The sequence below is a fragment of the Bacillus swezeyi genome (assembly GCF_030908325.1).
GTDB classification, from domain to species: Bacteria; Bacillota; Bacilli; order Bacillales; family Bacillaceae; genus Bacillus; species Bacillus swezeyi.
On sequence record NZ_CP133085.1, the window covers coordinates 3,406,389 to 3,424,442 of the forward strand.

The 18,054-nt window shown below is 43.7% G+C and carries 21 protein-coding genes and 1 riboswitch; of the genes, 9 read left to right on the plus strand and 12 right to left on the minus strand.

The features are described from left to right. Window positions 1–27: 27 nt before the first annotated feature. The gene (gene asnB, locus RBH91_RS16870) at window positions 28–1,926 is read right to left on the minus strand and encodes an asparagine synthase (glutamine-hydrolyzing) (protein WP_307892296.1); all 1,899 of its coding nucleotides are present in this window, start codon (window positions 1,924–1,926) and stop codon (window positions 28–30) included. A gap of 232 nt (window positions 1,927–2,158) precedes the next feature. Continuing rightward, window positions 2,159–3,361 (minus strand): methionine adenosyltransferase, encoded by a 1,203-nt coding sequence (gene metK, locus RBH91_RS16875; RefSeq protein ID WP_307892297.1) that lies wholly within the window; start codon window positions 3,359–3,361, stop codon window positions 2,159–2,161. A 413-nt stretch (window positions 3,362–3,774) separates the two neighbouring features. After that, window positions 3,775–3,914, minus strand: a riboswitch (SAM riboswitch). A gap of 194 nt (window positions 3,915–4,108) precedes the next feature. Here metK and pckA point away from each other — a divergent pair. Further along, window positions 4,109–5,692, plus strand: a complete 1,584-nt coding sequence (gene pckA / locus RBH91_RS16880) for a phosphoenolpyruvate carboxykinase (ATP) (RefSeq protein WP_307892298.1) — start codon at window positions 4,109–4,111, stop codon at window positions 5,690–5,692. A gap of 131 nt (window positions 5,693–5,823) precedes the next feature. Further along, window positions 5,824–7,008, plus strand: coding sequence for a dicarboxylate/amino acid:cation symporter (locus RBH91_RS16885; RefSeq protein WP_307892299.1), 1,185 nt, complete (start codon window positions 5,824–5,826; stop codon window positions 7,006–7,008). Window positions 7,009–7,053: 45 nt separating this feature from the next. Here the strand turns inward: RBH91_RS16885 and RBH91_RS16890 are convergent, their stop codons facing one another. After that, the gene (locus RBH91_RS16890; protein ID WP_076761359.1) at window positions 7,054–7,296 is read right to left on the minus strand and encodes a DUF2584 domain-containing protein; all 243 of its coding nucleotides are present in this window, start codon (window positions 7,294–7,296) and stop codon (window positions 7,054–7,056) included. Between the two features lie 26 nt (window positions 7,297–7,322). After that, window positions 7,323–8,123: an alpha/beta hydrolase family protein gene (locus tag RBH91_RS16895; protein WP_307892300.1), complete on the minus strand. Its 801-nt coding sequence runs from the start codon at window positions 8,121–8,123 to the stop codon at window positions 7,323–7,325. Window positions 8,124–8,230: 107 nt separating this feature from the next. Between RBH91_RS16895 and RBH91_RS16900 the strand changes: the two genes are divergently transcribed. Genes RBH91_RS16900 through RBH91_RS16910 form a run of 3 tightly spaced genes read left to right on the plus strand, consistent with a single transcriptional unit; the run spans window position 8,231 to window position 10,805 of the window. Further along, a complete protein-coding gene (locus RBH91_RS16900; RefSeq protein ID WP_307892301.1) occupies window positions 8,231–9,223 on the plus strand; it encodes an ABC transporter substrate-binding protein in 993 nt (330 codons plus the stop codon). A 12-nt stretch (window positions 9,224–9,235) separates the two neighbouring features. Continuing rightward, on the plus strand, window positions 9,236–10,006 hold the full coding sequence (locus RBH91_RS16905; protein WP_307892302.1) for an ABC transporter ATP-binding protein: 771 nt from the start codon (window positions 9,236–9,238) through the stop codon (window positions 10,004–10,006). Then, window positions 9,993–10,805 (plus strand): ABC transporter permease, encoded by an 813-nt coding sequence (locus tag RBH91_RS16910; RefSeq protein ID WP_307892303.1) that lies wholly within the window; start codon window positions 9,993–9,995, stop codon window positions 10,803–10,805. The genes RBH91_RS16905 and RBH91_RS16910 overlap by 14 nt, the downstream gene beginning before the upstream one ends. A 38-nt stretch (window positions 10,806–10,843) precedes the next feature. Here the strand turns inward: RBH91_RS16910 and ytkD are convergent, their stop codons facing one another. The 4 genes from ytkD to RBH91_RS16930 all read right to left on the minus strand — a co-directional run bounded on the left by ytkD (window position 10,844) and on the right by RBH91_RS16930 (window position 12,898). Further along, on the minus strand, window positions 10,844–11,317 hold the full coding sequence (gene ytkD, locus RBH91_RS16915) for an RNA deprotection pyrophosphohydrolase (RefSeq protein WP_307892304.1): 474 nt from the start codon (window positions 11,315–11,317) through the stop codon (window positions 10,844–10,846). Window positions 11,318–11,533: 216 nt separating this feature from the next. Beyond that, a complete protein-coding gene (locus RBH91_RS16920) occupies window positions 11,534–11,857 on the minus strand; it encodes a hydrolase (protein ID WP_307892305.1) in 324 nt (107 codons plus the stop codon). Window positions 11,858–11,905: 48 nt separating this feature from the next. Further along, complete coding sequence (locus RBH91_RS16925) at window positions 11,906–12,307, minus strand: phage holin family protein (RefSeq protein WP_076761353.1); 402 nt, start codon at window positions 12,305–12,307, stop codon at window positions 11,906–11,908. A gap of 153 nt (window positions 12,308–12,460) precedes the next feature. Further along, window positions 12,461–12,898 (minus strand): Dps family protein, encoded by a 438-nt coding sequence (locus RBH91_RS16930; protein ID WP_307892306.1) that lies wholly within the window; start codon window positions 12,896–12,898, stop codon window positions 12,461–12,463. A gap of 132 nt (window positions 12,899–13,030) precedes the next feature. On the opposite strand from RBH91_RS16930, the gene ytzI reads away from it, so the two are divergent. After that, window positions 13,031–13,174 carry a YtzI protein gene (gene ytzI, locus RBH91_RS16935; RefSeq protein ID WP_076761351.1) on the plus strand — a complete coding sequence of 48 codons (144 nt, stop codon included), beginning with the start codon at window positions 13,031–13,033 and terminating at the stop codon, window positions 13,172–13,174. Here ytzI and RBH91_RS16940 read toward each other — a convergent pair. Both RBH91_RS16940 and RBH91_RS16945 read right to left on the minus strand, forming a co-directional pair. Beyond that, complete coding sequence (locus RBH91_RS16940) at window positions 13,168–13,614, minus strand: FixH family protein (protein ID WP_307892307.1); 447 nt, start codon at window positions 13,612–13,614, stop codon at window positions 13,168–13,170. The two genes, ytzI and RBH91_RS16940, sit on opposite strands and share 7 nt — an antisense overlap. 149 nt (window positions 13,615–13,763) lie before the next feature. Then, complete coding sequence (locus tag RBH91_RS16945; protein ID WP_307892308.1) at window positions 13,764–14,237, minus strand: S-ribosylhomocysteine lyase; 474 nt, start codon at window positions 14,235–14,237, stop codon at window positions 13,764–13,766. A 138-nt stretch (window positions 14,238–14,375) separates the two neighbouring features. Between RBH91_RS16945 and yidD the strand changes: the two genes are divergently transcribed. Next, on the plus strand, window positions 14,376–14,603 hold the full coding sequence (gene yidD, locus RBH91_RS16950) for a membrane protein insertion efficiency factor YidD (RefSeq protein WP_307892309.1): 228 nt from the start codon (window positions 14,376–14,378) through the stop codon (window positions 14,601–14,603). On the opposite strand, the gene RBH91_RS16955 is transcribed toward yidD, so the two are convergent. After that, a complete protein-coding gene (locus tag RBH91_RS16955) occupies window positions 14,600–15,169 on the minus strand; it encodes a beta-class carbonic anhydrase (RefSeq protein WP_307892310.1) in 570 nt (189 codons plus the stop codon). The two genes, yidD and RBH91_RS16955, sit on opposite strands and share 4 nt — an antisense overlap. A 124-nt stretch (window positions 15,170–15,293) precedes the next feature. Here RBH91_RS16955 and RBH91_RS16960 point away from each other — a divergent pair, with 124 nt between their 5' ends. Together RBH91_RS16960 and RBH91_RS16965 are read left to right on the plus strand one after the other, a co-directional pair. Next, window positions 15,294–16,475, plus strand: coding sequence for a GTP-binding protein (locus RBH91_RS16960; protein ID WP_307892311.1), 1,182 nt, complete (start codon window positions 15,294–15,296; stop codon window positions 16,473–16,475). 100 nt (window positions 16,476–16,575) lie between these two features. After that, window positions 16,576–17,571 (plus strand): metal ABC transporter substrate-binding protein, encoded by a 996-nt coding sequence (locus RBH91_RS16965; RefSeq protein ID WP_307892312.1) that lies wholly within the window; start codon window positions 16,576–16,578, stop codon window positions 17,569–17,571. A gap of 79 nt (window positions 17,572–17,650) precedes the next feature. Here the strand turns inward: RBH91_RS16965 and RBH91_RS16970 are convergent, their stop codons facing one another. Next, window positions 17,651–17,896, minus strand: coding sequence for a type B 50S ribosomal protein L31 (locus RBH91_RS16970; RefSeq protein WP_076761344.1), 246 nt, complete (start codon window positions 17,894–17,896; stop codon window positions 17,651–17,653). Window positions 17,897–18,054: the final 158 nt, after the last annotated feature.

Sequence of the window (18,054 nt, forward strand, 5' to 3'; positions counted from 1 at the left end):
GACTAGTCGAAAACCTTTTTTAATGTCTTAAACAATGATGACTTCTTTCGGCTGATGGTTTAATTCTTCCGGCACATAGCGCTTTTCGACAAAAATGCTGTGCCAAATCATAAAGATGAGAACCGTCCAGATTTTGCGGCTGTTATCCGCTTTGTTGGCGCAGTGGTCTTCAAGGAGCTGAAGCACATAATCTTTATGGATATATGCATCTGTTTCACTCTCTTTAATGATGCCCACGGCCCAGTCATGCATTTCGTTTTTCAGCCAGTGGCGGATCGGTACAGGGAAGCCGAGCTTCTTGCGGTTCAGCACATGCTCAGGTACGATGCCTTCCGCCGCTTTTCTAAGCAGATATTTTGTCGTGCCGTTTTTTGTTTTCAGCTCTTCCGGAATTTTTGCAGCCGCTTCAAATACGACTTTGTCCAAAAACGGAACGCGGAGTTCCAGGGAATTGGCCATCGTCATTTTATCGGCCTTCAGCAAAATATCCCCGCGCAGCCATGTGTGGATGTCAACATACTGCATTTTGTTGATTTCGCTGTAGGACTTGCTTTCTTCAAAATACGGCTTAGTCACGTCACAATAGGAGATATTTCCGTCATATTGGCGAAGAAGCTTTGATTTCATGCCTTCTTCAAAAATCTTCGCATTCCCGATATATCTTTTCTCAAGAGGCGTACACCCTCTCATTAAAAAGCTTTTTCCTTTCATTCCTTCAGGCATTGCTGAAGCAACGTGAAGAAGCATTTTTTTCAAAGGAGACGGAATCCGTTCAAACGGTTTTAACGACAGCGGCTCGCGGTAAATGTTATACCCGCCGAATAGCTCGTCTGCCCCTTCTCCTGACAGAACGACCGTTACTTGTTTTTTCGCTTCCTTCGCTACAAAATACAAAGGAATGGCAGCAGGATCTGCAAGAGGATCATCCAAATGCCAGACGATCTTCGGAAGCTCGTTCATGTATTCTTCAGGAGAAATGATCGCGCTGAAGTTTTCGACGCCGACTCTCTCAGCGGTCTCTTTTGCAACGTCAACCTCACTGAAGCCTTCATGTTCAAAGCCGACCGAGAACGTTTTTAAATTGGGGTGAAATTGCTTTGCAACAGACACGATAAAGGAAGAGTCAATTCCTCCGGACAGAAATGAACCGACAGGGACATCGCTTCTCATATGCACTTTAACAGAATCAAATATAGCGTCCCTTACTTCCTGAACAAGCTTGTCTTCTTCCGTCTGCACCGGCTTAAATTGAACTTTCCAGTACGTCTTAAACTGCATATCTTCTCCTGGGCGAATCGAAAACTGCTGCCCAGGCTCTACTTTTTGCACCTTTTTATCAAGCGTTTCAGGCTCTGGCACAAATTGGAAAGACGTGTACTGCTGAAGAGCTTTTTCGTTGAATTCCAAATCAGCTCCGACAGGCATCAGGCTTTTTCTTTCTGATGCAAAATAGACATGTCCGTCCGTTTTTGTAAAATAAAGCGGTTTGATTCCAAACGGATCGCGCGCACCGTATAGCAGCTGTTCTTTTTTATCCCAGATTAAAAAAGCGAACATTCCTCGCAGCTTTGATGCGGCTTCCTGTTTATAATGGCGGTAAGTCGCAAGCAATACCTCCGTATCAGAATCGGTTTGAAACTTATAACCCTTTGAAAGAAGCTCATCTTTCAGTTCTATATAATTATAGATTTCTCCGTTAAATATAATCCAGTAGGAATCATCTTCATAAGACAGAGGCTGCCCTCCGTTTTCAACATCAATGATGCTCAGCCTTCTAAATCCGAAGCCTACATGCTCATCATGATAGTACCCATCATCGTCGGGACCGCGGTGTACAATCATTTCATTCATTTGTTTAATCAGTTCTTCCTGGCCTGCTGTCTCGGATGATGGGCGATGATTGAATACCCCTACAAATCCACACATAGTATTGCCTCCGATTTTTAAAATTTCATGCAGACATTAAGATCTGCTGCTTGATTAGACATGTATTTAAAGAAAAACGTTTCAAAAAACTTGAAAAATGCTCAAATTAAAATACTTGTTTTCAATAAAAAAACAAACATATGAAATCCGGAAGTTTTTCAAGTTTTAATAGCAGCCCGTGCCGCCGTCGAAAAATAAAGCAAAGCCGCTTAGTTAAGCGGCTATGCGGTTGTTATTCTCCTAGCGCCTCTTTGCGAAGCTGATCTGCTTTATCTGTGCGCTCCCAAGGCAGATCAAGATCAAGGCGTCCAAAATGTCCGTAAGCTGCCGTTTGTTTGTAAATCGGACGGCGCAGATCAAGCATTTTGATGATGCCGGCAGGTCTCAAATCAAAGTTTCTGCGAACCACTTCAATCAATTTCTCTTCGCTCGCTTTTCCTGTGCCGAATGTATCAATTGAAATGGACACAGGCTGAGCGACGCCGATCGCATAAGCAAGCTGAACTTCACATGTATCAGCAAGCCCTGCAGCCACAATGTTTTTCGCTACATATCTCGCTGCATAAGCTGCAGATCTGTCAACTTTTGTCGCGTCTTTCCCAGAAAACGCGCCTCCTCCGTGGCGAGCATATCCGCCGTATGTGTCAACAATGATTTTCCGTCCTGTCAAGCCGGCATCTCCTTGCGGCCCCCCGATGACAAAACGGCCTGTCGGATTAATAAAATATTTGGTATTTTCATCGATCAAGTCTTTTGGAACAACCGGGTTAATCACGTGTTCTTTCAGATTGCGCTGAATCTGCTCAAGTGAAATTTCCGGATGATGCTGTGTTGAAATAACGATTGTATCAATGCGAATCGGTTTATTATTCTCATCATATTCAACGGTCACTTGTGTTTTGCCGTCCGGACGCAAATATGGAAGGATCTCCTCTTTCCGAACTTCTGTTAAACGGCGGGACAATTTATGAGCAAGAGAAATCGGCAGAGGCATCAGTTCCTTTGTCTCATTGCAGGCATACCCAAACATCAAACCTTGGTCCCCAGCTCCGATCGCTTCAATTTCAGCGTCGCTCATCTCTCCTTCACGAGCTTCAAGCGCTTGGTCCACTCCCATCGCAATATCAGGAGACTGCTCATCTATAGACGTTAATACCGCGCATGTTTCAGCATCAAAGCCGTACTTTGCGCGTGTGTATCCTATTTCTTTAATCGTTTCGCGGACTGTTTTCGGAATATCCACGTATGTTGACGTCGTAATTTCACCGCTTACCAGCACCAATCCGGTCGTCACAGATGTTTCGCATGCAACGCGGGCATTCGGATCTTTCTTTAAAATTTCGTCTAATATACTATCCGAAATCTGATCACAAATTTTGTCCGGATGTCCCTCCGTAACTGACTCTGAAGTAAATAACCGACGATTTTTGCTCATTTTATTTTCCTCCTGTATATGAAGATCAGCCGTGACCTTAAATATGATACGGAACTCATCCCTCTTATGTTCCCATGATGTACTCGGGCTTCATACCCTCTCATTTTGAAAGAATTTCCATATTCTCTATTCTTAACGAGATTCTGCGCCGGTATTCCCCTTCTGCAGATGCAGCTCAAGTCTTCTCCTGCACGGTTGTCCGGCTGCAGCTTTTCACGTCCTGTGAAAAACGCCCAGTACCTTCATCCTGCTAGGTGATACTCGGCTAAAACCTTTCACGTCCTGTGAAAAACGCCCAGTACCTTCATCCTGAAGGCATGATTTTTTTTCGGCAGTTTTTGTATATGGATTTATGCAATAAAAAAACCTTTTCCTATTCACTGAGGAAAGGGTCTTGTATTGCGTGCCTTTCACTCTTATCGCTCAAGGTATTCAACACCTTGCATCAGGTTAGCACCGTAGTTATCTCAAAAGCTGTTTACATCCTTTATATAGAGAGAAACCGGTTGCTGGGCTTCATAGGGCCTGTCCCTCCGCCAGCTCGGGATAAGAGTATCCGCTCAATGAAATATCTTATCTTAAAATGGCTTGCCATGTCAATATCGGCCGATAAAATTTGCGTCATCTCTTTAAAGAAAAAACCCGAACGAAATTTGAAGAAACAGTATAGACTATAAGAATAAATGTGTTATACTATTTCTACATTAATGTTATACACATTAAAAAATTCGCAAAGGAAGGTTTTTTATGAACTCTATAGATTTAACGACTGACTTACAAGCGTTATTAACGGGCAAAAACGTTCAATTAAATTTATCCGTTCCACACTTGGTTGAAAAAATCCTTGACCGCAAAGAGGGAGTATTGACCTCTTCAGGAGCCGTACGGGCGACGACCGGTACATATACCGGCCGTTCACCAAAAGATAAATTCATCGTGGAAGAAGAAAGCACAAAAGTGAAAGTCGACTGGGGCGCTGTAAACCAGCCGATTTCAGAAGCCGCTTTTGAACGGCTTTACACAAAAGTGGTCAGCTATTTAAAGGAACGTGATGAACTGTATGTATTTGAAGGTTTTGCGGGCGCGGATGAAAAATACCGGCTTCCGATCACCGTTGTCAATGAGTTCGCCTGGCATAACCTGTTCGCGAGACAGCTGTTCATCAGACCAGAAGGCCAGGAAAAAAATGAGAGTCAAAAACCTTTTACAATTCTTTCCGCACCGAATTTCAAAGCCGATCCGCTGATTGATGGCACAAGGTCTGAAACATTTATCATCGTATCGTTTGAAAAAAGGACCATCTTAATCGGAGGCACTGAATATGCCGGGGAAATGAAAAAATCGATTTTTTCCATTATGAACTTCCTCCTTCCAGAACAAAACATTTTACCGATGCACTGTTCGGCGAACATTGGCGAAGAAGGCGGCACCGCTCTCTTCTTCGGCTTGTCAGGCACAGGCAAAACGACGCTTTCAGCAGATCCGAAACGGAAGCTGATCGGTGATGATGAACATGGCTGGTCAAGTACAGGAGTCTTTAATATTGAAGGCGGCTGCTATGCAAAATGCATTCATTTAAGCGAAGAAAAAGAACCGCAGATTTATAAAGCGATCCGCTTCGGTTCTGTTCTGGAAAATGTCGTCGTTGACGATGAGACTGGAGAGCCGGACTACTCTGATACATTTTATACGGAAAATACAAGAGCCGCTTATCCGATAGATGCGATCGACAACATTGTCAAACCGAGCATTGCCGCGCATCCGCAGACCATTGTATTTCTAACGGCAGATGCATTCGGCGTGCTTCCTCCGATCAGCAAGCTGACGAAAGAACAGGCCATGTATCATTTCCTAAGCGGATATACGAGCAAGCTTGCCGGAACAGAACGCGGCATCACCTCCCCTGAAGCGACATTTTCAACTTGCTTTGGCTCGCCTTTCCTTCCGCTTCCGGCCCATGTATATGCGGAAATGCTCGGTAGAAAAATTGACGAACACGGCGTCAGCGTATTCCTCGTCAATACAGGCTGGACCGGCGGAGGCTACGGTATCGGTGAAAGAATGAGCCTGGCTCATACAAGAGCGATGGTGCAGGCCGCAATAGAAGGAGAGCTGGATCATACTGAGATGAGGACAGACCGGATTTTCGGACTTCATACACCAGTACACGTCCCAGGAGTCCCTGACCAGGTGCTTGAACCGGCAAAAACATGGGCAGATGAAAAAGCCTATGAGGAAAAAGCAATCCTTTTGGCAAATGAATTCAAAAAGAATTTCAAAAAATTTTCCAATACTGATGACATTGAAAAAGCCGGGGGCCCTCTTGTTTAAAGCAAATTCAGCAGCAGCGTGATCATGCGCTGCTGTTATTTGAAAATACAGACTTTTTTAATTTTTAACAAAAGAAAGCTTTCATATGATAATATATTAAAAACATTTGTATATTTCAGGAGGACACATCTATGAAATTTGGATTACTGCCGAGGATTATTACGGCAATTGTTCTTGGTGTTATCGTTGGAAGCTTTGCACCGCTTTGGTTTGTCAAAACCGCCGCCACGTTCAATGATATTTTTGGAAGCTTTATTAAATTTGTCATTCCTTTTATTATTATCGCTTTTATTATTCCGGGCATTGGACAAATCGGCCGCGGTGCGGGAAAAATCCTTGGCATTACCGCCGGCATCGCCTATAGCTCAACCATTATTGCAGGCCTTTTGGCATATCTGGTCGGATCAAATCTGCTCCCTGCCATTATTTCCGGACATCAGCTTCAAGAGTTTAAAAATCCGGAAGAAGTCCTGCAAAGCGGATTTTTCACTATTGAAATGACGCCTTTTATGAGCGTCATGAGCGCGCTGATTTTCGCTTTTATCATGGGTATCGGTATTGCCTACCTGCCTGGCAAAACATTAAAAAATGCGTTTGATGAATTTCAAACGATCGTTGAAAAGCTGATCTCATATATCATTATTCCTTTATTGCCCGTTCATATTTTCGGTATTTTCACAAATATGACGTACGGGGGCCAGGTACAGACCATCTTATCCGTATTTGCAAAAGTATTTATTATGATTATTGTGCTGCACTTCGTCATTCTCCTGCTTCAATACACGACTGCGGGTCTTGCCAATGGCAGAAATCCGCTCGCACTTTTAAAAATTGTGGCGCCGGCTTATTTTACAGCGCTTGGCACACAGTCATCAGCTGCAACAATTCCGGTGACGCTCAGACAAGTGAGGAAAACAGGAGCCAGCCAAAAAGTCGCTGACTTTGCGGTCCCGCTATTGGCCAATATTCATTTGTCAGGGAGTACGATCACTTTGACAAGCTGCGCAATGGGCGTCATGATCCTAAACGGTCAGACACCGACTTTTTCAATGATGATGCCGTTCATTTTAATGCTCGGTATTACAATGGTTGCGGCTCCCGGGGCACCAGGGGGAGCCGTCATGGCTGCGGCCGGACTTTTGCAGTCCATGCTCGGTTTTAATGAAACAAGCGTTTCCTTAATGATCGCCCTTTATCTTGCACAGGACAGCTTGGGCACTGCTACGAATGTTACGGGAGACGGCGCTCTCACGATGCTCATTCACAGGCTGACTTCCAAAAAAGGGCTTGGAAATGAAGAGGATGCGCCTGCATAATATACAAAAAAGCCAAGGACGTCATATACGCGCCTTGGCTTTTTTTTAATTCGTCGAATTTAAGGAAACGAGTCTGTATGTCAAATGAGTGCGCCCGTCCGACCATTCTAGACGCTCCGCATGGGCAGTTCCGGTTATATCGCCGCGCTTTGTCTTTCTGACTTCTATCGGTACATGAAGAGGGTAAACGCGATAGCCTTCTTTTTCAAGCGTAAATAAATTTTCCTCAACCCGTGTTTCTTTTCCTTTTGTCACGATCATCGTATTGAATTCAACTGGCATTCCCACTCTAAATCCCCCTCCTTTTTCTCTGTTCACTTCAGTTTATCATACCTTGTCCATGATCTGCTCTTCATCCATTGCGCGAGCTCTCTCACAATCCGCCTGTTTTCTCTCGGAGGAAAGTAATGGGTAAATGGATTGTAGTACCAAGTTTCAACTGATTTGCTTTTTTGGATCAGCTCGTGTTCAAGACGGCGGGCATGTTCGATCGAAACATTTTGATCATTCACTCCATGAATCAATAGCACCGGGGCTTCAATGCTGTCCAGCTTGTCAAACGGGCTCCGCCAAGCGTATGCAGACGGCGCTTTTTCAGGTGTGCCGCCGATGACCCGCTTCATCATCCGCCGCAAATCTTTGCGCTCGCGATAGGTCATGACCATATCGCTCACACCTCCCCATGAAACAAATGAAGCAGCAGCTGATTTCATTTCTATAGCCGTTAAAATGCCCATGATCCCGCCGCGGGAAAATCCAAATATGTGAACACGTTCATCTTTCACAAGTTCATGCTTTTGAAGCAGACGGAAAGCGGCAAAGGCATCTTCACGGTCATCTCCGGCAAAATCCTCATCTCCCTCACCGCCTTGATTGCCCCTGTAATATGGCGCAAGAACGACAAAGCCTTGTGATGCAAACTGCACGATCCGTCCTGGTCTGACCATACCGACATTTTTAATGCCGCCGCGCAAATACAAAAACCCGTCATAATGCCCGGAAGCGGCCGGTTCCGCCAATAAACCCTTGACCTTGAGTCCTTGCGAAAAATATGTGACGGAAAACAGTCGCACTTGTTTATTCGGTGATGGGAATCTTCTTTTTTCTATCCACATTAATCATGTCACCTCTTTTAATCCGCAGCTGTCCCTCACACCTGTTTTGCATTTAACATAAACTATTTTATGCCGAAAACAACCGAAATCAAAGGAGGGAAATCGGTTTGAAGCGTTTCTTTTTTACCATATTATCCTTCACCCTGATTCTGTTTATCCTCGCTTCCTGCGGCGGACAGAAAACCGAAAAAGTCCGGCTGGCGGAAGTGACCCGTTCTGTTTTCTATACACCTTTATATATCGCCTTATCAGAAGGTTTTTTTAAAGAAGAAGGCATCGAGGTCGATCTGAAAACGACTTGGGGCGGAGATAAAACGATGACTGCCCTGTTATCCAACGGCGTCGATATCGCGCTTGTCGGATCAGAAACATCCATCTATGTGAATGCGCAAGGTGCAAGCGACCCCGTCATTAATTTTGCTCAGCTTACCCAGACGGACGGAACGTTTCTTGTCTCCCGCGACAAAACAGATGAATTCAACTGGGATCAGCTGAAAAATAAAACCTTCCTCGGTCAGCGTAAAGGCGGAATGCCGCAGATGGCGGGAGAATTTGTCTTAAAACAGAAAGGCATTGACCCTAAAAAAGATGTCAACCTGATCCAAACGATTGATTTTGCCAATATCCCAAACAGCTTCGCTTCCGGAACGGGCGATTACGTTCAGCTTTTCGAACCTCAGGCCTCCATTTTTGAAAAAGAAGGCATCGGCCGCATTGTCGCCTCCTTCGGCAAAGAATCAGGCCGGATTCCCTATACGACATTTATGGCAAAAGAAAGCTACTTAAAGAAAAACGCGGAAACAACTGAAAAATTCACCCGCGCGATCTATAAAGCTCAAAACTGGGTTGAGTCTCATTCCTCAAAAGAAGCCGCCGCGAGCATTCAAGATTACTTTAAAGATACAGAGCTTTCAATTATCGAATCCTCAATTGAGCGGTATAAACAGCAGCAATCTTTTGCGCTGAATCCTGTTTTGGATGAAGAAGAATGGAATCAGCTGCAAGCCATTATGGATGAAGCCGGCGAGCTGCCGAAACAAACATCTCATCAAGAGCTGGTCAATACAAAGATCGCCGAAAAGGTCACAAAAAATCACTAGGAGGTGGCCGCATTGTCTTTTTTACAAGTTCAGGATGTCACACATACTTACTTTTCCCTGCAAGAAAAAACAACCGCACTTGAAAATGTCAGCATTGAAGTCGAAAAGGGACAATTTGTTTCTTTTCTCGGCCCAAGCGGATGCGGCAAAACGACGTTGCTTTCAATCATTGCCGGCATCGTGTCTCCAACTGAAGGACGTGTATTGATCGAAGGGCAGAAACCCGATGAAAGAGACCGGCAAATCGGTTACATGCTTCAGCAGGATTATTTATTTCCCTGGAAAACAATTGAGGAAAACATCTTAATCGGCTTGCATATTTCAAAAAAACTCAATGCAGAAACAAAGCAGACTGCGCTCCATCTATTGGAAAAACTCGGACTTTATCAAGTTGAAAACAAATATCCGAAGGAGCTCTCAGGCGGTATGAGACAAAGAGCGGCACTCGCCCGGACACTTGCCGTCGATCCGGATATCCTCCTGCTTGATGAACCTTTTTCAGCCCTTGACTATCAGACAAAACTAAACCTTGAAGACTTGGTTTTCAACACGTTGAATTCCTATCAAAAAACAGCCGTTCTCGTCACCCACGATATCGGAGAGGCCATAGCCATGAGCGACCGGATTCTGCTTTTTTCAAAACAGCCCGGCACCATTCATAAAACTTTTGCAGTTCCTGAATCTTTAAAGATACTGACACCGTTTGAAGCAAGGCAGGAGCCGGAGTTTCAGTCCCTTTTTCAGAACATATGGAAGGAGCTCAATCACCTTGAACAACACTAGACAGAAAGTTGACTTCCTTCATCAGGCGTTTTTAAAAAAGCAGCAAACCGAAAAAAGACGGGTTCGCTTTTATCAAACCGCGATTTTTATCATTTTTTTCTCACTGTGGGAAACGGCCAGCCGCATGGCATGGATCGATCCGCTCATCTTCAGCTCCCCTTCAGCCGTCTGGGCGCTTTTCCTGGAGAAAATGGGTGATGGTTCATTGCCTGGACATATCGGTGTCACTGTGTTTGAAACCATTCTCGGCTTTCTTGCCGGTACCTTGCTCGGAACTTTCCTGGCGGCTCTATTATGGTGGTTTCCAAGGCTCTCCAACATATTGGACCCATATCTTGTCGTCTTAAATGCAATGCCTAAAGTTGCGCTTGGCCCCATTCTTATCGTTGCCATTGGCCCCAGCCTCACGAGCATCATTGCGATGGGCGCCATCATCAGCGTCATTATTACGACTATTGTGGTCTATACTTCATTTCAGGAGATTGATGAAAACTATTTAAAGGTCATGAAAACATTCGGCGCTAAAAAAAGCGAGATTTTTAAAGAAGTGATTCTGCCCGCCTCCATTCCGACGATTATTTCCACATTAAAGGTAAACGTGGGGCTGAGCTGGGTCGGTGTCATCGTAGGGGAATTTTTAGTGTCTGGCCAAGGACTCGGCTATATGATTATTTACGGATTTCAAGTTTTTAATTTCACCCTTGTCATGCTGAGCCTTTTGATTATCGCCGTATTTGCAACAATCATGTATCAGGGCGTCGAGCTTTTAGAAAGAAAATGGATGAAAGGAAGAACGTAATCATTCAAAAAAGCCCCTGCTTGCGCGGGGCCTTTTCTTTAGACCATCCCTTCCTTTTTCAGCTTGTCAAGACTGATTGTCAGGACTGAATCTTTCATAATAAAACTATACTTTCTGTTCTTGGCAATATCTTCCGGAAGGTCATTCAACAAAACCGGACCTTTCGTTTCATAGTACGTGTCCTGTTTTTCAATTTTATCGATTTCAGCAAAATATATGTTCTTTACAATCACTTTTTCCCTGCCAAGAACTTTATATTGTCCGAGATATGTCAGCTTCCTTACCGCCGCACCTGTTTCTTCCTTCACTTCCCGCAAAGCCGCTTCCTCGGCGTTTTCCCTAGGCTCGACTTTGCCGCCGGGAAATTCGTAGCCTCTGTCCTGATGATTTGTTAAAAGCCATTGATTTTGATAGCGGCAGATCACCCATACATGCTTTGGTTTCTGTGAAAAAGGATGTTTTTCAAAAGAAAGCTGAACCGTATTACGGTAATAATCTTTAAATTCGTACATCATAATCCCTCAAATCCGTTTCCTTGCTTCTTCCACTCATCATATCATATATTGGTTCGTTCGGTTGTGATTTTATCCAGTTCCCAGCATGAAAATCTTTTTTGCTAAAAACGTGTGCACCTTTCGCTCTGCCCAATACATATGAGGAGGATACAAGGGCGGACAAACCCGGGCGGTATCGTCCTTTTCACGCTTTTTAAAATGCCTGAGTTCCTTTTAATCAACCGAATTCATTTCAGCAAGGCCGTGCTCACTGATGAATGATTTTGTTTCCTCATTGCCCAGACGATAAAGCATTGAATAAATGTCCTTCCGCAGCTCATCCATTTTGTCATTGGAGCTGTCATAATGGTACTCTACAGCAGGCACATGCGCCCGGAAAAAATTGCTCCAATCCTCAGAATGCATCTGATCAAAATACTCTCTTAAAATGATGACATCTTCATCGCTTGCCGTAATTTCAAACTCCCAAGGGGAAGCGTCCGCGCTTTGCGAAATCATTCCATCTTGAACTGAAACATAGTATGTCCTCTTTTTCAAAGCCAATCATCCTTTTTTTGTGTTAGTATTGCCAGTTGTTCTAAAATGTTACGGCCTTCCCCGCAGTTTTTCCTTAATGATTTCAAGAATATCCAAAAACACCTGCGGAACGGGTATTCCTAACGAATGGGCCGTGCTCACAATTTGAAACGCCTCATATAAAATATAAAACATGATGGCAAAATCGCGGATCGAATTATCGGTTTGGAGCAGCTGATCAAAAAAGTGAGCGACAGATATGAGAGAAAGCGTGACTAATTTTTTCGCCAGCCTTGTAAACAGTCTGTTGATCGCAAATTGATCGTTCACACATTCATTCAAGCTTTTGCTTACAAATTCAATTCCCATTAACGTAATTAAAATCATAAATAAATACTCGATCGTACCGAATAAAAACCCAATGGCCGATAAACCGGCCGCTAGCGAAAAGATGCCTAAGTCCCTAATCATGCGCTTCAACATCCTTTCAAAAAAGACTTTTCATAGCTTATCCTATGAAAAAGAGCTTTGAAAGGCTTGGATGAATTGTTTGACAATTCTCAAAAGAGGCTTTAAAAAGAACGAATAACACAAAAAAGCCGGGCCTGCGCCCGGACTTTTTGATTATCCCAAATATGCTTTCAGCATCCAGTTGTGTTTTTCGAGCGATTGATGGATCGAGAGAAACATGTCTCCCGTCGTTTCATCATTTACTTCCTCGGCAAGCTCGATCCCGCTTTTCAGCTCCTCGGCCACCGTTGAAAAGTCATCGTAAATATTTTGCACCATCTGCTCCGAAGACTCGCTGCCGTCCGCTTCTTTAATCGAAGACAGCTCGAGGCATTCCTTCATCGTTCCCACCGGCGAGCCTTGCATAGCCAGCAGGCGCTCAGCCAAATCGTCTATATAGACTGCGGCTTCTGTATACAGCTCCTCAAATTTTTCATGCAAAGTAAAGAAATCTTTGCCTTTCACATACCAATGATAATTATGTAGCTTCATATACAGCACGGTCCAGTTTGCGACTTGTTTGTTAACCGTTGCTTTCAACTTTTCCGACATGATGATCGTCCTCCTTTGGTTTACTTTTGTTTTACCCGTTTAGCTTGTGCAGGAAACATTTCTTTTACTCTTGATCCTGATTTTGTTTCTCCCATATGGTAAACTATTGGTAAAAGCATTCGGAGGTAAAGTATGATCCTGTTTTGGATTGTTGTGGGCATTTTAATTACAGGCGCCATTCTGGCGGTGTCACTAGTCACGACAGCAAAAGCATATGACTACAAGCACAAGGTCGATCCTCCGCCGTCAAAGGAAGAAGAACAGCCGCATCAGTGATGATGGGCTTCTTCTTTTTCGTCTTCCGCCTGCTTCTCATGGTCTCCCGATCCGACTTTAATGTCGGTTACCGGCATCGTATGCTGCTTCTTTGCCGTGACATGGACTTGAATTTTATAATCCGCGTCTTCAGAAAAGGATTTCTCCATGCTGTAGACTCCTTTTCCGTCATGTTTCGCTTTTTGAAGCTGGCTCTCTTCTTTGCTCCCCGCCTTCCAGTATTCAAACTCCACCTCATCTGCATCTGTCACCGGCTCGTCCCCGTAAAGCACAGACGCTTTTATGACAGCCTTTTCATCTTTAGCGATTTGTTCAGGCGCCGAAAGCTTGGCTGTCAGCACTTTAGGCTCTTCATCTGATGCCGCCGGCTTTTCAGTTTGTCCGCAGGCAGACAGGCCAATCGCTAAAAACACGAGAATCAACCATTTTCCCCAACGCATCCTATCACCCTTTTTGTCATGTTATGTACTACATATCAAGTGTAGCAAAGTTCAGGTATTAATGGCATTATTTTCTTTGTGAACAAAAAATGAAAAGCCGGCGCCATTTCTCTTCAAATGAAGAAAATTGGCACCGGCTGTTTTTGGCTTTATCCAAATACTTTTAATAAATCTTCTTTATTTTGCGAAAGCCAAAAGCGCATCATGCGTTTTGCACCTTCAAGGTCATGAAGCTTCGCCTGGCCGCACTGTTTTTCATTTGCCGCCGGAATGTCCGTCACTTCAACGGCTTCCTTAAACGTGTCCTCAAGCAAATCGACAATTTCTTCCGCTTTCGGCTCTCCGCTTACAACAAGGTAATAGCCTGTCTGGCATCCCATCGGTGAAATGTCAATAATGTCAAAATGGTCATATTTTTCCGCATAAGTGCGGATCGTAAACGCAAGCAAATGCTCAAGTGTATGAATCGTATCAGGTTTCATTGCCTGTTGATTCGGCTGGCAAAAACGGATATCGAACTTATTGACAACGCCGTCCGTTCCGACTTTATGCACACCGCAATGTCTGACATAAGGCGCTTTTACTGCATTATGATCAAGTTCAAAACTTTCAACTGAAGGCATGGTTCATCTCTCCCCTCTATTCGGTCTTTTTTGTATTATATCATACTTTACCGGTAAGTTTTCAGGTGAATGCTTTTCCTTTTTGTACGTTTTCTGCTTATATTATAATAAAGAAAAACAAAAAAGGTGCTGAAACCTATGAAAACTCTATTCATGCTGATCATCCGCATATATCAAAAATGGATATCTCCAATCCTGCCGCCCTCATGCCGTTTTTATCCGACATGCTCCAATTACGGACTTGAAGCAATCGAAAAGCATGGGGCGTTCAAAGGAGGATGGCTGACCATCAAGCGGATTCTGAAGTGCCACCCGTTTCATCCCGGCGGTGTTGATCCCGTGCCTGAAAAAAAGCAGAAAGATTAATGACCTTCCTGATAACCGTTGACAACAAGTTCAAGCTTTCCTGTTTCCGGATTGATGACAAGTCCGTGAACAGGCACGTCTTCCGGTGTAAGCGGATGGTTTCGAATGACATTTACACTGTCTCTGACGCTGTCCTCTACAGAATCAAAGCTTTTCAGCCACTGCTCAAAATCAACACCGGAATACTCAAGCGTTTCAATCCGTTCTTTTGGAATGCCGCGATGAACCGCTTTTTCCAAAAAGCTATCACTTTTCAGCTTACTCATTCCGCAATCATGATGACCGATCACACATACCTCATCTGCATTCAGCTCATAGACGGCGACAAGAATGCTTCTCATGATGCTTCCAAAAGGATGGGCCACGAGGGCGCCTGCGCTCTTGACGATTTTGACATCCCCGTTCCGCATATTCATGGCGTGCGGAAGAAGTTCGACAAGCCTTGTATCCATACAGGAAAGGATGACCACTTTTTTGTCGGGGAATTTGCTTGTTTCATATTTCTTATAGTCCTGGCGTTCAACAAACTGCTGATTATATTCTAGAATATTGTCCAAAAGTTTCATGACTCGATTCCTTTCTAAATGCTTTTTTATGTAAATATAACATATGGCTTGTCTTTTTTTCATCTATCACGTAATATTCTAATGTACAAATCGTAATTATTTCGTTTTAAGGAAGGGGATAAAAATGGCTTCTCAATTCATTCCGGTCACTGTTTTAAGCGGTTATCTCGGATCCGGAAAAACGACGCTTCTTCAGCACGTCTTGCATGAATCCCATGGATTAAACATTGCCGTGATTGTAAACGACATGAGCGAAATTAATATTGACGGGTCTCTTATTAAAAGAGAGGATGTCATCAGGACTGAGGAAAGGCTCGTCGAAATGCAAAATGGCTGTATTTGCTGCACGCTCAGAGATGATTTGCTGCTGGAAGTCAAAAAGCTTGCTGAAAGCGGCGGCATCGACTACATCCTCATCGAGTCTTCCGGGATCAGCGAACCGATTCCCGTCGCCCAGACTTTCACATACAAAGACGAGGAACTTGACATTGATTTAACCGAATACTGCCGGCTTGATACGATGGTAACGGTTGTCGACGGCAGCCGTTTTTTCGAGGATTTTGCTTCTGGTGAAAGCCTGTTGGAAAGAAAACAGGCCGCCGATAAAACCGACAGCCGGGAAGTGGCCGATCTATTAATTGAACAAATTGAATTTGCCGATGTGATCATTTTAAATAAAACCGATTTGCTGAGCGAAAAAGAGCAGGAAAAGCTTTTCTGGTCCTTAAAAAAATTAAATCCCGGCTGTGAAATGATCCCTGCCGCATTTGGAAAAGTACCGCTGCATAACATCATCAACACAAAAAAATTTGATTTTGAAAAAGCAAGCCAATCCGCCGGATGGATCAAAGAGCTGAATGAAGAACACACACCTGAAACAGAAGAATTCGGAATCTCTTCATTCGTCTATCAAAAAAGGCGGCCGTTTCACCCTGAAAGGCTGATGAGCTGGCTGGAAAGCTGGCCCGCTGAAATCATCAGGGCAAAAGGATTTTTCTGGCTCGCCAGCAGAAATGAAACAGCCGGCCTTCTTTCTCAGGCGGGTTCCTCCCTGATGATCCAAAGCGCCGGTCATTGGATTGCAGCGTGTTCTCAAGAAGAACAGCAGCTTGCACTTGAAGAAGATCCCGAACTGAAACAGGAATGGCATGAAACGCACGGTGACCGTAAAACAGACATTGTGTTTATCGGCATTCAAATGAACCGGGCGGATTTGATCCGCTCCCTTGATGAGTGTTTATTGAGCGAGGAAGAAATGGTTTCAGACTGGTCGGTCATGGACGACCCGCTTCCAGAATTTATTTAACTATGATTTCCTCTTTTCAAATCGTAATTATTACGATACAATGATACAGGATTCATTAAATCGGAACGACTTCAGTTTTTATATTGAGAGGAGAAATACGATGAAAAAAGCATTCGGATTAGCATCTGCATTCATTCTTGCTGCCGGATTAACCGCAGGCTGCTCAAGCAATGGAGCTTCCGGCGATCAAAAAGAAGATAAAGAAAAATTGGACATTTATACAACCATTTATCCGCTTGAAGATTTCACAGAAAAAATCGGCGGGGAATATGTGAACGTCAAAAGCGTCTACCCTCCTAACGTTGAGGCACATACTTATGAGCCAAGCTCAAAAACAATGGCGGAGATTTCGGACTCAGACGCCTTTATTTATTCCGGCGTTGGTGTTGAAGGCTTCGCAGAGAAAGCCGTCAATACATTAAAAGGCAGCAACGTTAAAATCCTCAAAGCGGGAGAAGGCATCGATCTCCTCTCCCACGAAGAAGAGCATGCACATGAAGAAGACGGACATGACGAGGATCACGGTCATGAGCATGCCGAATCTGAAGAACACGATCATGACCACGGAGATAAAGACCCGCACATCTGGCTTGACCCAGTTCTTGCTGAACAACTAGCGGAAAATATTAAAAATGAGCTCGTTCAATTAGACCCGGATCATGAACAAACCTTTACAAAAAACTATGAATCTCTAAAAAAAGATTTGGATCAGCTTCATCAGGACTTTAAACAAACAGTCGACAAGGCCGACAAAAAAGAAATCCTCGTCTCTCATGCCGCATATGGCTACTGGGAAAAGCGCTATGGAATTGAACAAATGAGCGTGCTTGGCCTTTCACCGACAGAGGAGCCTTCCCAAAAAGAGCTTGAAAATATCGTTAAAACCGCAAAAGAACACAATATTAAATATGTGATCTTTGAAAGCAATGTGAGCAGCAAAATCTCAGAGATCATTAAAAAAGAGATCGGTGCTGAAAGCTTGACGATGAAAAACCTTGAATCCGTTTCTAAAGAGGACATCGAAAATGGTGAAGACTATGTCAGCATCATGAAAGAAAACCTATCTGTATTGAAAAAAGCTTTATCAAATCAATAGCTATAACTTCTGGCGCGCATGCCTGCATGCGCGTTTTTTTAATTGTATTGCAGAAAAAAAGACCGGATGCCCCGGCCTTTTAGTCCATGTTGAATCTTTTCTTAAACTGCTCAACCCTTCCGCCTTTTTCATTGAATTTTTGTCTGCCTGTGTAAAACGGATGGGTGTCAGAACTCACTTCAACTTTAATCACCGGATACGTTTTGCCGTCTTCCCACTCTGCCGTTTCAGAAGACGTTTTTGTTGAACTGCTCAAAAAACGGTATCCGCTGTTTACATCCTGAAAGATCACTTTATGGGTTTTAGGATGAATATTGGGTTTCATTGATCCATTCCTCCTTTAAAACGTAACAATTACGTTTTATTATAAACCTTCCATTTCTCCATGTCAAAAAGCAACGCTTCCTTTTTACATATTTTAAGCATTTTACAATTTTGATATTCAAGAGGAAGAATAATCTAAAAAAGGAGGTAAACAATAAA

Coding starts and splice junctions, on each gene's coding strand:
- yidD (WP_307892309.1), top strand. CDS start 14,376: ATGAAAACTCTATTCATGCTGATCATCCGCATATATCAAAAATGGATA.
- ytkD (WP_307892304.1), bottom strand. CDS start 11,317: ATGTACGAATTTAAAGATTATTACCGTAATACGGTTCAGCTTTCTTTT.
- RBH91_RS16925 (WP_076761353.1), bottom strand. CDS start 12,307: ATGATTAGGGACTTAGGCATCTTTTCGCTAGCGGCCGGTTTATCGGCC.
- metK (WP_307892297.1), bottom strand. CDS start 3,361: ATGAGCAAAAATCGTCGGTTATTTACTTCAGAGTCAGTTACGGAGGGA.
- asnB (WP_307892296.1), bottom strand. CDS start 1,926: ATGTGTGGATTTGTAGGGGTATTCAATCATCGCCCATCATCCGAGACA.
- RBH91_RS16955 (WP_307892310.1), bottom strand. CDS start 15,169: ATGAAACTTTTGGACAATATTCTAGAATATAATCAGCAGTTTGTTGAA.
- RBH91_RS16970 (WP_076761344.1), bottom strand. CDS start 17,896: ATGAAACCCAATATTCATCCTAAAACCCATAAAGTGATCTTTCAGGAT.
- RBH91_RS16895 (WP_307892300.1), bottom strand. CDS start 8,123: ATGTGGATAGAAAAAAGAAGATTCCCATCACCGAATAAACAAGTGCGA.
- RBH91_RS16945 (WP_307892308.1), bottom strand. CDS start 14,237: ATGCCTTCAGTTGAAAGTTTTGAACTTGATCATAATGCAGTAAAAGCG.
- pckA (WP_307892298.1), top strand. CDS start 4,109: ATGAACTCTATAGATTTAACGACTGACTTACAAGCGTTATTAACGGGC.
- RBH91_RS16960 (WP_307892311.1), top strand. CDS start 15,294: ATGGCTTCTCAATTCATTCCGGTCACTGTTTTAAGCGGTTATCTCGGA.
- RBH91_RS16930 (WP_307892306.1), bottom strand. CDS start 12,898: ATGTCGGAAAAGTTGAAAGCAACGGTTAACAAACAAGTCGCAAACTGG.
- RBH91_RS16885 (WP_307892299.1), top strand. CDS start 5,824: ATGAAATTTGGATTACTGCCGAGGATTATTACGGCAATTGTTCTTGGT.
- ytzI (WP_076761351.1), top strand. CDS start 13,031: ATGATCCTGTTTTGGATTGTTGTGGGCATTTTAATTACAGGCGCCATT.
- RBH91_RS16965 (WP_307892312.1), top strand. CDS start 16,576: ATGAAAAAAGCATTCGGATTAGCATCTGCATTCATTCTTGCTGCCGGA.
- RBH91_RS16940 (WP_307892307.1), bottom strand. CDS start 13,614: ATGCGTTGGGGAAAATGGTTGATTCTCGTGTTTTTAGCGATTGGCCTG.